Here is a 12867-nt window from a genome sequence, read left to right as displayed (position 1 = left end):
ACCCCTGATGGACGCGGAGCCCGAGGTCCTCGACGAACTCCGCCGCCTGAGAACCCGTATCCCCCAGTTGACCGGTGCCCTCGCGGCCAGCGTCGACGGACTCGTCCTCGCCCAGGACACCGCCGGCGTCGAACCGGAGGGCGTCGCCGCGCTCACCGCCGCCGCGCTCGGCGTCGCCCTGCGGCTGGCGGAGGCGACGGGACAGGGCGACTTCCGCGAACTGCTCGTCCGCGGCGTCCACGGCTACGTCGCCACGTACGCGGCCGGCCGCAGCGCCGTGCTCACGCTGCTCGCCCAGGACCGGGTCAACGTCGGCCGGCTGCATCTGGAGGGCCGCCGCGCCAGCACCCGGATCGGCGAGCTGATCGACGAGGCCGTCCTGCGGGCCGAGCCGCCGCCGCAGTCCCGCACCGCCAGGACCCCCACCACTGCCACCTCCAGGTCCGCCCCCTTGCGGACCCGCACCCCGCGCGCCCCCGCGAGCCCACGCTCGGCCGCGAACGCGCGCACCACCACGGAAAGTTGAAAGGACACACCCCGAAAATGGCCAACACCGAAACCACGCTGAAAGAGGCGCTCGCCTCCATCGAGGGCGCGACCGGAGCCGCCCTCGTCGACTACACCAGCGGCATGGCGCTGGGCACGATGGGCGGCAGCAAGGGCTTCGACCTCACGGTCGCGGCCGCAGGCAACACCGATGTCGTCCGGGCCAAGCTGCGCACCATGGAGCACCTCGGACTCAAGGGGCAGATCGAGGACATCCTGATCACGCTGTCCGACCAGTACCACCTGATCCGGCTGCTCACCGGCCGCGGCGGCAACGGCCTGTTCCTCTATCTGGTCCTCGACGCCAAGCGCGCCAACCTGGCGATGGCCCGCCACCAGCTGAAGAAGATCGAGGAGGACCTGGAGGTCTGACCTCACGGTCCGTCCGCTCCAGGCCCCCGCTACACCAGCTCCGCGGTACGGCGGCGCGCCCCGCCCGGGGCCGCGTCGCCGGCCGCGAGGCCGGTGCCGCGGTAGCCCCTGACCGGCTTGCCCGCGGGCGCGCCGCCGCGGCGGCCGAGCCAGTCCACGCGCACCCACAGCAGTGCGTCGTCGGCGCGCTCGACGCGGCCGAGCCAGGCGGCCTTCAGCCACAGCCCGGCGCCCGTCCCGGCGAGCAGCATCCCGCCGGCGGCGGGCACCGCGAAGGAGCAGGCGAGCGCGGCGGCGAAGGCGGCGAGCAGCCACCAGCGGTGCCCGCGCCGCCAGATCCGCATGGTGACATGGCGGTCCTGGAGCACGTCGTACTTGCCGGCGCGGGCGGCACCCCTCCCGAGGGCCGTGTACCGCTTGCGGCGCACGCGGGCGACCACCGCCGCGGCCACGACGAACAGTGCGGCGCCCGCCATGACGCCGACACGGCGTCCCGTCACTCCGGGCACCAGGATCCCGATGCCGGCCGCGAACACCCCGAGCCACCACAGCGGTGCGGCTCCGGCTCGTACGACGACGGCCACCCGTGCCAGTCCCTGACCTCCGCGCGCCACCTCGGCCTCCCGTCTCACCTGGTCCAGCGCCTGGTGCGCGCAGGCTAACGAGCGAACGTGAGACGAGTCTGAAAAAGGGCTACTCCACGAACAGCCCCCGGGCCGCCGCCCGGGTGTCGAACTCCTCCAGGCGCGCCTGGGCGTCCGGCAGGTCGTCGCACATCGCCTCCAGAAGGACCCGGCCGAGCAGCATCGGCGCGCAGGCGGTGTCGAAGGCGAGTCCCGTGCCGACGGCGGCCGGCAGCAGCAGGTCCGAGACCTTGGCCACCGGGGCGAACACCGAGTCGGCGACCGTGACCACCGTCAGATCCGCCTCCCGGGCATAGGCGAGGGTGTCCAGGACCTCGCGTGGATGCCGAGGCAGCGCGAAGCACAGCAGGGCGCTCGCACCGGCCCGTACGGCCGCGTCGATGCGGTCGTTCAGCATCGTGCCGCCCTCGTCCAGCAGCCGTACGTCCGGATGGACCTTGGCGGCGAAGTACGCGAAGCCGTACGCCTGGGAGGCTGCGGCCCGCAGGCCGAGCACGGGCAGGGGGCGCGAGGCGGCGAGGATCCGTCCGGCCTGCTGCACGGGCCGCGGGTCGGCCAGCACCTCGGCCAGGTGCTTCAGGTTCTCGATCTCGGCCTCGACCGCCTGCTGGTACTCGTTGTACGCGCCGGGGTCCGCCGCCTGTTCCGCGGGCGCGACCTCGCGCAGGTGCTTGCGCAGCGCCGGGTAGCCGTCGAAGCCGAGGGCGACCGCGAACCGGGTGACCGACGGCTGGCTCACCCCGGCGAGTTCGGCCAGCTCCACGCTCGACAGGAACGGCACGTCGGCGGCGCGCCGCACCATGCTGTGCGCGATACGCCGCTGGGTCGGCGTGAGCCGGTGCCCCTCGAAGAGCGTCTGCAGCCGTGCCGCAGGGCTTTCGGTCACGCTCATCACGTCCTCCCCCTCCAGATGTTCCGCGCACCGGGCCGGCACCGACGCGACGGGTTCGGGCGGCCACGGCAGCAGTCGGCCACCAGACGGTACGCGCCGCGGGCACGCGGTGTCTCACGTCCGGGCCCTCGTCCGGGCCGTGCCCACCTATTCAAACACCAAGACCTCTGCATGGCGATATGCAGGCGGGGGCGTGCGCCCGTTGTACGGCGCACGCTCCGGAGCATGCGGACGGATACGCCGGCTGACGACCAAGCCCCGGTATCGCGGCGGCGATGATCCGACGACGAATCCACCAAGCATCCCTAAACCGGCACATACGGTCACCACGCGAGTGCCTACGGTGAACACGCGTCGCGCTCAATGCCCCCGATGGGCGCGGCGCACCAGGACCCTTAGGCGAGCCCCACTCTGAAGACGGGGGCTTTCCCCAGTGCCGCGGGCACCCCGGCTCCCTAACGTGGTGCACATGACGGGAATGGACGGGCGGGGCGCCGACCTCAAGAAGGAACTGGACGCCACCTTGGGGGCCCGCAGGGAACTGGGCGAGGAGTACGACGCGGCGCTGGTCGAGTCCTTCCTCGAGAAGGTCGACCAGCGCATCGACAGCGCGGTCGACCGCCGGCTGCGCAGACAACTGGCCGAGCAGCAGATGGTGGTGGCGCGCGGCGCGCGGTCCCCGCGTGTCACGGACTCCTGGGGGGAGCGCTTCGGCTTCGGCATCGTCTCGCTGGTGCTGGCGATACCGCTCTCGGCGATCGGCGGCGGCGTCGGCCACCTGCCTGGTCTGCTGATCGCCTGGGCGGGCATCGTCGGGGTCAACGCGGTCCAGGCCGCGCGCACCACTCCCGGCCTCTTCGTCCGTCGCCACCGGTCCCCGGGGGACGGCGACGGGGAGAGCGGCCAGGACTGACGCGCCGGAGGACCGCCCGCAGCCGGTTCACGACCCCCGAAAGAGAAATGCGCGGGGACCGCCGCACCCCCGTTGCCGGGGGGCGGGACGACGGCGGTCCCCGCGAGGGACGCGGGCCGGGTCAGGGCCGGGCTTGCGCGTCCATGGCGTCCATGGAGGTCCGGGAGCCGCTCCGGAGGTTCCTGGCGCCGTTTCGGTTGCCGGCCGGGGCGGGGAGCCGCTCCCGCCCTGCCGACACCTCTAATGTGCCGGACGCATGTTAAGCGGGTGCTGCGCGGACGTGACGCGCTCGTACCACTTCCGAAAAGCCCCGCCCCCGCAGGTCACCGCACGTTCCCCGGTGACACGCCCGGTTCACCGGACGTTCGTCACTGCTTTCCGCCCTTGGCCAGGAACGACAGCAGGTCCTGCCGACTGACCACGCCGGTCGGCTTGCCCTCGACGATGACAATCGCCGCGTCGGCCGTACCCAGCACGGACATCAGGTCCGCGACCGGCTCGCCGGAGCCGACCTGCGGCAGCGGCGCGGACATGTGCTTCTCCAGCGGGTCGTCCAGCGAGGCGCGCTTGGTGAACAGCGCGTCCAGCAGTTCGCGCTCGACGACGGAGCCCACGACCTCGGCCGCCATGACGTCGGGGTGCCCGGCGCCCGGCTTCACGATCGGCATCTGCGAGACGCCGTACTCGCGCAGCACCTCGATGGCCTGGCCGACCGTCTCGTCGGGATGCATATGGACGAGGGAGGGGATGCCGCCCTCCTTGTCGTTCAGCACGTCCGCGACACGGGCGCTCGGACCGGCGTCCTCCAGGAAGCCGTAGTCGGCCATCCACTCGTCGTTGAAGATCTTGGTGAGGTAGCCGCGCCCGCTGTCCGGCAGCAGCACGACCACGACATCGTCCGGCCCCAGCCGCTCGGCGACCCGCAGCGCCGCCACGACGGCCATACCGCAGGAGCCGCCGACCAGCAGGCCCTCCTCCTTGGCCAGCCGCCGGGTCATCTGGAAGGAGTCCTTGTCGGACACGGCGACGATCTCGTCGGTGACGGTCCGGTCGTACGCGGTCGGCCAGAAGTCCTCACCGACACCCTCGACGAGGTACGGCCGCCCGGAGCCGCCCGAGTACACCGAGCCCTCGGGGTCGGCGCCGATGACCTTGACCTGGCCGTCGCTGGCCTCCTTCAGGTAGCGCCCGGTGCCGGAGATCGTGCCGCCCGTGCCCACGCCCGCGACGAAGTGGGTGATCTTCCCCTCCGTCTGCTCCCACAGCTCGGGGCCGGTCGAGTGATAGTGCGAAAGGGGGTTGTTCGGGTTGGAGTACTGGTCCGGCTTCCAGGCGCCGGGGGTCTCCCGGACGAGCCGGTCGGAGACGTTGTAATACGAGTCCGGGTGCTCCGGGGCGACCGCCGTCGGGCACACGACCACTTCGGCGCCGTACGCGCGCAGGACGTTGATCTTGTCGGTGGAGACCTTGTCAGGGCACACGAAGATGCACTTGTAGCCCTTCTGCTGGGCCACGATCGCGAGGCCCACGCCCGTGTTGCCGCTGGTCGGCTCGACGATCGTGCCGCCCGGCTTGAGCTCGCCGCTCTGCTCGGCCGCCTCGATCATGCGCAGGGCGATGCGGTCCTTCACGGAACCGCCGGGATTGAAGTACTCGACCTTCGCGAGGACGGTCGCCTGGATGCCGGCGGTCACGCGGTTGAGTCTGACCAGCGGGGTATTGCCGACCAGGCTGATCATCGAGTCGTGGAATTGCACCGTTGTCTCCGGTTGCTTGCCAAAGAGTGGTCGTGATGGTGCCGCCAGCGTAAGCGCTCCCGCGTCAGGACGGTCCGCAACAGCGGAGGTCCGGGCGTTCACGCGCCGTTGAGATTGGACGACGGTGCGTACGGGGCAAGCAGTGGGTGTACGGCTACGAGGAGGTGGCGGCGACGCATGTCGAGCATGTCGAGGGCGAGAGTGGCCCGGCGCATCGCGGCGGGCGCAGCGTACGGCGGCGGCGGAATCGGCTTGGTCGGAGCAGCCGCCGCCGGGCTGCTGCTGGCCGAGGTACAGATGGCCAAGCGCCATGTGGGCAATGGGCACAGCCCCTGCCCGCCGAGCGCCGACGGCCTGTACGGGCGAGGGTACGCCGGTACGGACGGACCGCCGCTGAGGCTGATGATGCTCGGCGACTCCACATCCGCGGGGCAGGGCGTGCGCCGCTTCCGCCAGACCCCGGGCGCGCTGCTGGCCTCGGGTCTCGCGGCGGTGGCGGAGCGCCCGGTGGAGCTGCGGGTGGTGGCGCTCCCCGGAGCGCAGTCGGACGACCTCGACCGTCAGGTGTCGTCGGCACTGGAGGGGCCGGACCAGGTCCCGGACATCTGCGTGATCATAGTCGGCGCGAACGATGTGACGCATCGCATGCCCCCGACCCGCTCGGTGCGCCATCTGGCGGCGGCCGTGCGCCGGCTTCGCACAGCGGGCGCGGAGGTCGTGGTGGGCACCTGCCCCGACCTCGGGACCATCGAGCCCGTCCAGCAGCCGCTGCGCTGGCTGGCCCGCCGCGCCTCCCGCCAGCTGGCCGCGGCGCAGACGATCGGCGTCGTCGAGCAGGGCGGCCGTACGGTGTCGCTGGGCGATCTGCTGGGCCCGGAGTTCGAGGCGAACCCGCGCGAACTCTTCGGCCCCGACAACTACCACCCCTCGGCCGAGGGATATGCCACGGCGGCGATGGCGGTCCTGCCGACGCTCTGCGCGGCCCTGGGCCTGTGGCCGGCGGACGAGGAGCGCCCGGACGCGTCCCGCCGGGAGGGCTTCCTGCCGGTGGCCCGTGCGGCGGCGGAGGCGGCCTCGGAGGCAGGCACCGAGGTCACGGCCGCTCTGCCGACGGGTCCCCGGGGCCCCTGGGCCCTGCTCAAGCGGCGCCGTCGCCGGCTGCCGACCCCGGACGCGAGCCCGGCCGCCGAGCGGGAACCGCTGCCCTGACGGGCCCCCGGACCCGTCCGCCCAGGCCTCCGGCCGCCGTCACCCGGCCGTGCCCTCGTCCCGCCCCGGTCCGGATCGCCCCGGAGCGACCCGGACCGGGACGGGGGCCGGGGCGCGCCCGCTCCCGGCTTCCGACGCCCGGCGCCCGCTCCTCCCGGCTCCCGGCTCCCCCCTCCCGAAAAAAGCAAGCGCTTAGAAAAGTGCGGTCCGAGTCACACCCCACAGCCCGTGACCTCCACCGTACGTACGGGTAACTTCCCCCACAGGCCTGCCCCCTCGTGCACTGGAGCCGTGATGCCTGAAGCCGTCATCGTCTCGACCGCCCGCTCCCCCATCGGCCGCGCCGGCAAGGGTTCCCTCAAGGACCTGCGCCCCGACGACCTGACCGCGACCATCATCCAGGCGGCGCTCTCCAAGATCCCCGAGCTTGACCCGAAGGACATCGACGACCTGATGCTCGGCTGCGGGCTCCCCGGCGGCGAGCAGGGCTACAACCTCGGCCGGATCGTGGCCGTGCAGATGGGCATGGACCATCTGCCGGGCTGCACGGTCACCCGTTACTGCTCCTCCTCGCTGCAGACCTCCCGCATGGCCCTGCACGCCATCAAGGCCGGCGAGGGCGACGTCTTCATCTCGGCCGGTGTCGAGACGGTCTCCCGCTTCTTCAAGGGCAGCTCCGACGGACTCCCGGACACCCGCAACCCCCTCTTCGCCGAGGCCGAGGCGCGCACCGCCGCCGTCGCCGAGTCCGGGAGCGACGCGTGGCACGACCCGCGTGAGGACGGCCTGCTGCCCGACCCGTACATCGCGATGGGCCAGACCGCGGAGAACCTCGCCCGCCTCAAGGGCATCACCCGCGAGGAGATGGACGAGTTCGGCGTCCGCTCGCAGAACCTCGCCGAGCAGGCCATCGCCAAGGGCTTCTGGGAGCGCGAGATCACCCCGGTGACCCTCCCCGACGGGACGGTCGTCAGCAAGGACGACGGTCCGCGCGCCGGCGTGACCCTGGAGGGCGTGGCCGGGCTCAAGCCCGTCTTCCGCCCCGACGGCCGTGTCACCGCCGGCAACTGCTGCCCCCTCAACGACGGCGCCGCCGCCCTGGTCATCATGAGCGACACCAAGGCCCGGGAACTGGGGCTCACGCCGCTCGCCCGGATCGTCTCCACCGGTGTCTCCGGGCTCTCCCCCGAGATCATGGGTTACGGCCCCGTAGAGGCCACCAAGCAGGCCCTCAAGCGTGCCGGCCTCACCATCGGCGACATCGACCTCGTCGAGATCAACGAGGCGTTCGCGGCCCAGGTGATCCCCTCCTACCGCGACCTGGACATCCCGCTGGACAAGCTGAACGTCAACGGCGGTGCCATCGCCGTGGGCCACCCCTTCGGCATGACCGGCGCCCGCATCACCACCACGCTGATCAACTCTCTCCAGTGGCACGACAAGCAGTTCGGCCTGGAGACGATGTGTGTCGGCGGCGGCCAGGGCATGGCGATGGTCATCGAGCGCCTGAGCTGACGGCCTCGGGTCCCTCACACCCTCGCGACAACGGCCCGAAGCCCCTGTCCCTCACGGGTTTCGGGCCGTTCTGTGATCCAATCTCCCCCAGGATGTGACCTATCTCCCTCCGACTAGGGTTTACCCAGGTCAGAGCCGTTTCAGGGGGAGGTATGCACACCCGGACGCTGTCCGTTTCGTGACGTTACGCACTGACAGCTGGTTAGTCCCCCCTTCAAGCTGATGTAGGAAGTCCGGGGCCGACCTTGAACCGGGAGTACATCAGTGAGCGCCATGCCGATTGCTCTGCTGCTCACCACGACCGCCACCGCGGGCGTGGGTGTCGCCGTCCTGTGCAGCGTGCGTGCGCTGCGCCGACAGGTCGCGGCCCTGCACAGCGAACTCGCCGAGGGCCGCGCCGCGCAGGGCCTGGTGCCCGCCGCCCGCCCCAGCGCGGACGCGGAGGAGATACGCACCGCCGTGGCCGAGGCGCTGGCCGAGGAGCGGGAACGTGAGCTGGCCGAGGCACGGGCCTTCTGGGCCGCCCAGGAGGCCCGGGACATCGCCGACGCCCCCTCCCTGTTCGGCCTGCCCGACAGCGAGCTGTTCGTGCCGCACCAGTCGGACTTCGCGGGCCTGGAGCACGACAGCCTGGAGCCGGTGGCGGAACCCTTCCTGGAGAAGAACGAGTTCACCCAGAACTCCTCCCCGGACGAGGGCCTCGCGGGGGACTCCCCCGAACTGGCCGCCGCCCGCCGCCGGCACCCCTCGCACCCGGACTTCGTCCCGTCCCCGTCCCCCGTGGTCAACGACCACGAGCACACGGTCGCCCGTCTGGAGGAGCTGGCCGCAGCCCGTACGGAACTCGCCGATGTGCGCCCCGGTCCGCTGGGGACCCTCGACGTCTATGTCTTCGCGGACGGTACGACGCTGTGCATGACGCCGGGCCACCGCGAGACGGCGGAACGCCTGACCGCGGCCCTGGACGCCGGCCGCGCGCCGGTCCTGCTCGGCGGCTCGGGTGTCTCGGGGGCGTACGCGCTGACGTTCGAGTGCGGCGACGAGAGCGTCTACATCCTGGCGGACCGCGTCATCGCGACCCTGTGACAGGGCCGGTGGCACAAGGCGGCCACCGGCACGGGTCCAGGGGGGCCGACCGCACCGAAGGCGGAAGCACCTCAGACCCCGGCGCGTTGCTGTGCCTCCTGCACGAGCGTCAACGCCTGGGCGAGTTCTTCCTCGTCGCTCAGGACGACCGCGAGATCGTGAGCGGCGACCGTGATCTGGTCGGCGACCGCGAACATACCCGCGTCCGGCATGTCGCGGGGCTCGGCCGAGGGGTCCTCCAGGAGCTGAGCGCGGCGCGCCAACTCCCTTGCCAGGCCGAGCGCCTCGGCCGCGGCGCTCCGTTGCAGCCGGCTCTGGGGAGCGGCCCGCAGGCGGTCGGCGAAGTGATCCACGGCCTGGGTCAAAGGCGTCGTATCAAGCACGCGGCGAGACTACGCGTCGCGGCAGGACTGTTGCCAACAGGCGAACACTCAGGCACGGTGACTTGAAGGACCGGCTTCGTCGAATGCGTCCGGAGGCGCCGATGTCCCAAGTCTTCTCCGAGGAGACCCATCGCAATCTGCTCGCCCGCATCCCGCACTGCACCGGTCGTGAAGTGTCCGACTGGCTCACCACCGTCGCCGAGGGGCCCGCTCTCTGCTTCGAGGAGAAGGTCAGCTGGCTCCGGCACGAGCACAGTCTCGCCTACGGCCACGCCAAGGCACTCATCCACGAGTACGACCTGAGAAGGGCCGCGCGCAAACTCGCCTGAGCGCGCACCGTCGCACCCGACTCCCCACGCCGAAGGGCCCCCGAACCGTGGTTCGGGGGCCCTTCGGCAGAGACTGGCCGGAACGGACCGGTACTAGTCGTTACTGCTGAAGATGGCGACCAGCCGCAGCATCTCCACGTAGATCCACACCAGGGTCATGGTCAGGCCGAACGCGGCCAGCCAGGACTCCTCGCGCGGCGCGCCGTACGCGATACCGTCCTCGATCTGCTTGAAGTCGAGGGTGAGGAAGAACGCGCCGAGCAGGATCGCGATGATGCCGACGAGCGCGCCCAGCGGGCCCATGCTACGCAGCCCGCCGTCGGGGGCGGCGCCGAACGCGACCAGCAGCAGGTTGACCGCCATCACCAGCACGAACGCGATGGCGATGGCCATGCCGATACGGGCGTATCGCGCGGTGACCCGGATCCAGCCCGCCTTGTAGACGAACAGGGTCGCGCCGGACACCGCCATGGTGCCGAGCACCGCCTGGAAGGGTGCGCCGGACCACTGTGCGTTGTACATCTCGCTGATGACGCCGAGGAAGACGCCCTCGAAGGCGGCGTACCCCAGGATCAGCGCGGGCGAGGGGGTGCGCTTGAAGGACTGCACCATCGCCAGCACGAACGCGATCAGGGCGGAGCCGACCGCGAGGCCGTAGCTGGTCGACGAGATCGGCAGCAGTGTCCACGCGAGGATCGCGCCGACGGCGACCGTGCCGAGCGTCATCGCCGAGCGCATGACGACGTCGTCCATCGTCATCCGGCCGGTGGAGGCCGGGGCCTGCGGCGGGGCGCCGTACTGGGTCTGCTGGGCGTAGGGGTTCTGCGTGTAGGGGTTACCGCCCGCGTACGGGTTCTGCGCGTACGGGTTGCCCTGCGTGCCGACAGCGGCTCCCCCGGCCTGCGGCGCGGTGTTGAAGCTCGCGTAGCCGTTGTCGCGGCTGAACCCCCGTCGCGAGAAGACCGGGTTGCTGCTCCTCATTTCACTCCTCCATGGCCACCCTGCGTGGCCTTGGCTCAAGAGTAATAGGTAGGCAAAGGATTGACCCTACTGCTTGAGGAGGATCTTTCCCTCGTCCTTGCGCGCAACACGCTACGCAACTGCGTGATTCCCGGCACGCGTACACCCCATCCATGACCGAGTCGGAACAGAGTCGAGACCGGCCATGGACCCAGCACGGGCGGTCCTTCACCCGGACGGGCGACATCGGCCGCCGGCGCATTCACCCGAGAGGCCTCGCCGGACCCACCCCGAGGGCGACACCGACCGGCGAGCGGTCCGGGCGTGGGCCAGAGCCCGGAACAGCCCATTCCGACGTCCCCCGTTCGGACGCGACCGGTGGGCACGTCGGCAGTGGCTTTGTGACATTCGACCCGGGGGCCTGTCGGACCGGGGAGGCGCGGACCGCGACGACCCCTCCCCCGACCAGCGGACACGACAGGACGGTTCCCAGGTGATGAACAGGCGGACTTTCGGCAAGGTCCTCGGCGCGGGCACGACGAGCACGGCGGCTGCCTCATCGGCGGGAACGCCCGCCTCCTCCTCCGTCTCGGCAACCGCCCGTACGGGCGCGGGAGCGGCCGGGCCCGACAAGGCGCGAGGGACCCCCTCCTTCGGCGCGTTGAAGCGGATTCGCGCCGGCGAGTTGAGCATCGGCTACGTCGAAGCGGGACCCGCCCACGGTCCCGCGGTGCTCCTGCTGCACGGCTGGCCGTACGACATCCACAGCTACGTCGAGGTGACACCGCTGCTGGCCACGCACGGCTACCGCGTCATCGTCCCCTATCTGCGCGGCTACGGGACGACGACCTTCCTGTCCCCGAAGACGTTCCGCAACGCCGAGCAGGCGGCGTTCGCGCTGGACGTCATCGCGCTCATGGACGCCCTGCGGATCGAGCGGGCCGTCCTCGGCGGCTTCGACTGGGGATCCCGCACCGCCGACATCATCGCCGTGCTGTGGCCGGAGCGCTGCAAGGCCCTGGTCTCCGTGAGCGGCTATCTCATCACCGACCGGAAGCAGCAGCGGCTGCCGCTGCCCCCGGCGGCCGAGTGGGCGTGGTGGTACCAGTACTACTTCTCCACCGAACGAGGCGAGCTGGGCCTTGCGGAGCACCGGAAGGACTTCGCCAGGCTCATCTGGCACAACGTCTCGCCGACCTGGCACTTCAGCGACGCCGCCTTCGACCGCACCGCCCAGGCGTTCGACAACCCGGACTACGTCCGCATCGTGATCCACAATTACCGCTGGCGGCTCGGCCTCGCACCGGGCGACCCGCGCCACGACGCCCTTGAGGCGAGGCTCGCCGAAGGCCCGCCCGTGCACGTGCCCACCGTCACCCTCGACGGTGCGCTGGATCCCTTCACCCCGCCCGGCGACGGCGCCGCCTACCGCGGCAGGTTCACCGGCCCCTACGCCCACCGCACGCTGAAGGGCATCGGCCACAACGTTCCGCAGGAGGCGCCCGAGGCGTTCGCCCAGGCGGTCCTGGAAGCCGACGGCATGTGACACCGCACGAGGGGCGTGGCACGGTTCGCCGACCGGGGGAAGGACGCCCTCGCCGCCCCTTGCCGTGCCGGCGGCCGTGGCCTGGAGCGGGCCGTGTGCTCGCGGGTCGGAGCCGACACGGCATCCGCACAGAGGGAGATCCGATGACCGGGAGGCACACGGACCCCGGCCGCCCCGAGCGTTCCGGTGGATCCGCTGCGTAACCGCGGCGTGGCCTTCACCCCGGTCACCGCGCTCTCGCCCGTGATCGGCTACGACAAGGCCTCAGCCATCGCCCACGAGGCCGACGACGAGGACACCACCCTGCGCGAGGCCGCACCGGCCTCCGGCCGCATCTCCGCCGAGGACTTCGGCCGTATCGTCCGGCCCGCCACCCATGGCCGGGCCGGACAGAGGAAAGCCCCGGCTTCCGGACGGTGCCGTCAGGCCTGCCGCAGGACCGCTGATGGAGACGAACAGAAATGGGGTCCGTACCCTGCGGTACAGGAACGGATGGTGCCCGGAACCGGACTTGAACCGGTACGCCCGCGAGGGGCAGCGAGGTTTAAGCTCGCCGTGTCTGCATTCCACCATCCGGGCAGGCCATGGGCTCCGCATCGAGCGTTCCGAGCCTATCGGGAGGCATCCCCCGAACAGCGGGCGCACGGTGCGATGTTGTCTTATTTTATTGATGTCTGAGGGAGCATCAGCACCCGGTACGGGCCATCCGCACTTG

The 12867-nt window shown here is 71.3% G+C and carries 13 protein-coding genes, 1 tRNA gene and 1 pseudogene; 9 read left to right on the top strand and 6 right to left on the bottom strand.

Annotated features, from left to right (window positions below):
• Positions 1 to 7 precede the first annotated feature (7 nt).
• Complete coding sequence (locus AB0L95_RS06090; RefSeq protein ID WP_365157592.1) at positions 8 to 526, top strand: roadblock/LC7 domain-containing protein; 519 nt, start codon at positions 8 to 10, stop codon at positions 524 to 526.
• 17 nt (positions 527 to 543) lie between these two features.
• The gene (locus AB0L95_RS06085; protein WP_365157590.1) at positions 544 to 918 is read left to right on the top strand and encodes a hypothetical protein; all 375 of its coding nucleotides are present in this window, start codon (positions 544 to 546) and stop codon (positions 916 to 918) included.
• A gap of 29 nt (positions 919 to 947) precedes the next feature.
• On the opposite strand, the gene AB0L95_RS06080 is transcribed toward AB0L95_RS06085, so the two are convergent.
• Positions 948 to 1532, bottom strand: a complete 585-nt coding sequence (locus AB0L95_RS06080; protein ID WP_365157587.1) for a hypothetical protein — start codon at positions 1530 to 1532, stop codon at positions 948 to 950.
• 79 nt (positions 1533 to 1611) lie between these two features.
• Complete coding sequence (locus AB0L95_RS06075) at positions 1612 to 2454, bottom strand: MurR/RpiR family transcriptional regulator (protein ID WP_365157584.1); 843 nt, start codon at positions 2452 to 2454, stop codon at positions 1612 to 1614.
• Between the two features lie 478 nt (positions 2455 to 2932).
• On the opposite strand from AB0L95_RS06075, the gene AB0L95_RS06070 reads away from it, so the two are divergent.
• Positions 2933 to 3367, top strand: coding sequence for a hypothetical protein (locus AB0L95_RS06070; RefSeq protein ID WP_365157789.1), 435 nt, complete (start codon positions 2933 to 2935; stop codon positions 3365 to 3367).
• Between the two features lie 368 nt (positions 3368 to 3735).
• On the opposite strand, the gene AB0L95_RS06065 is transcribed toward AB0L95_RS06070, so the two are convergent.
• A complete protein-coding gene (locus tag AB0L95_RS06065) occupies positions 3736 to 5124 on the bottom strand; it encodes a cystathionine beta-synthase (protein ID WP_365157581.1) in 1389 nt (462 codons plus the stop codon).
• 177 nt (positions 5125 to 5301) lie between these two features.
• On the opposite strand from AB0L95_RS06065, the gene AB0L95_RS06060 reads away from it, so the two are divergent.
• The 3 genes from AB0L95_RS06060 (at position 5302) to AB0L95_RS06050 (ending at position 8934) form a co-directional block, all read left to right on the top strand.
• Positions 5302 to 6333 carry an SGNH/GDSL hydrolase family protein gene (locus AB0L95_RS06060; RefSeq protein ID WP_365157578.1) on the top strand — a complete coding sequence of 344 codons (1032 nt, stop codon included), beginning with the start codon at positions 5302 to 5304 and terminating at the stop codon, positions 6331 to 6333.
• Between the two features lie 294 nt (positions 6334 to 6627).
• Positions 6628 to 7848: an acetyl-CoA C-acetyltransferase gene (locus AB0L95_RS06055; protein ID WP_365157575.1), complete on the top strand. Its 1221-nt coding sequence runs from the start codon at positions 6628 to 6630 to the stop codon at positions 7846 to 7848.
• Between the two features lie 273 nt (positions 7849 to 8121).
• Positions 8122 to 8934: a hypothetical protein gene (locus tag AB0L95_RS06050; RefSeq protein WP_365157572.1), complete on the top strand. Its 813-nt coding sequence runs from the start codon at positions 8122 to 8124 to the stop codon at positions 8932 to 8934.
• A gap of 71 nt (positions 8935 to 9005) precedes the next feature.
• Here AB0L95_RS06050 and AB0L95_RS06045 read toward each other — a convergent pair whose 3' ends face one another.
• On the bottom strand, positions 9006 to 9317 hold the full coding sequence (locus tag AB0L95_RS06045) for a hypothetical protein (protein ID WP_365157570.1): 312 nt from the start codon (positions 9315 to 9317) through the stop codon (positions 9006 to 9008).
• A gap of 101 nt (positions 9318 to 9418) precedes the next feature.
• Here AB0L95_RS06045 and AB0L95_RS06040 point away from each other — a divergent pair, with 101 nt between their 5' ends.
• The gene (locus tag AB0L95_RS06040; protein ID WP_365157567.1) at positions 9419 to 9646 is read left to right on the top strand and encodes a DUF4287 domain-containing protein; all 228 of its coding nucleotides are present in this window, start codon (positions 9419 to 9421) and stop codon (positions 9644 to 9646) included.
• Between the two features lie 93 nt (positions 9647 to 9739).
• On the opposite strand, the gene AB0L95_RS06035 is transcribed toward AB0L95_RS06040, so the two are convergent.
• Complete coding sequence (locus AB0L95_RS06035; protein WP_365157564.1) at positions 9740 to 10627, bottom strand: Bax inhibitor-1/YccA family protein; 888 nt, start codon at positions 10625 to 10627, stop codon at positions 9740 to 9742.
• Positions 10628 to 11099: 472 nt separating this feature from the next.
• On the opposite strand from AB0L95_RS06035, the gene AB0L95_RS06030 reads away from it, so the two are divergent.
• Positions 11100 to 12152 carry an alpha/beta hydrolase gene (locus tag AB0L95_RS06030; protein ID WP_365157561.1) on the top strand — a complete coding sequence of 351 codons (1053 nt, stop codon included), beginning with the start codon at positions 11100 to 11102 and terminating at the stop codon, positions 12150 to 12152.
• A 186-nt stretch (positions 12153 to 12338) separates the two neighbouring features.
• Positions 12339 to 12512 (top strand): annotated as a pseudogene (locus AB0L95_RS06025) (hypothetical protein); the annotation flags it as partial.
• Positions 12513 to 12645: 133 nt separating this feature from the next.
• On the opposite strand, the gene AB0L95_RS06020 reads toward AB0L95_RS06025, so the two are convergent.
• Positions 12646 to 12731 (bottom strand) — tRNA-Leu (locus tag AB0L95_RS06020).
• Positions 12732 to 12867 lie beyond the last annotated feature (136 nt).

The sequence above is a fragment of the Streptomyces sp. NPDC052036 genome (assembly GCF_040680495.1).
In the GTDB taxonomy this organism is placed as follows: Bacteria; Actinomycetota; Actinomycetes; order Streptomycetales; family Streptomycetaceae; genus Streptomyces.
Note: the sequence above shows the minus strand (reverse complement) of the source record. Positions and strands in the feature narration are given on the sequence as shown.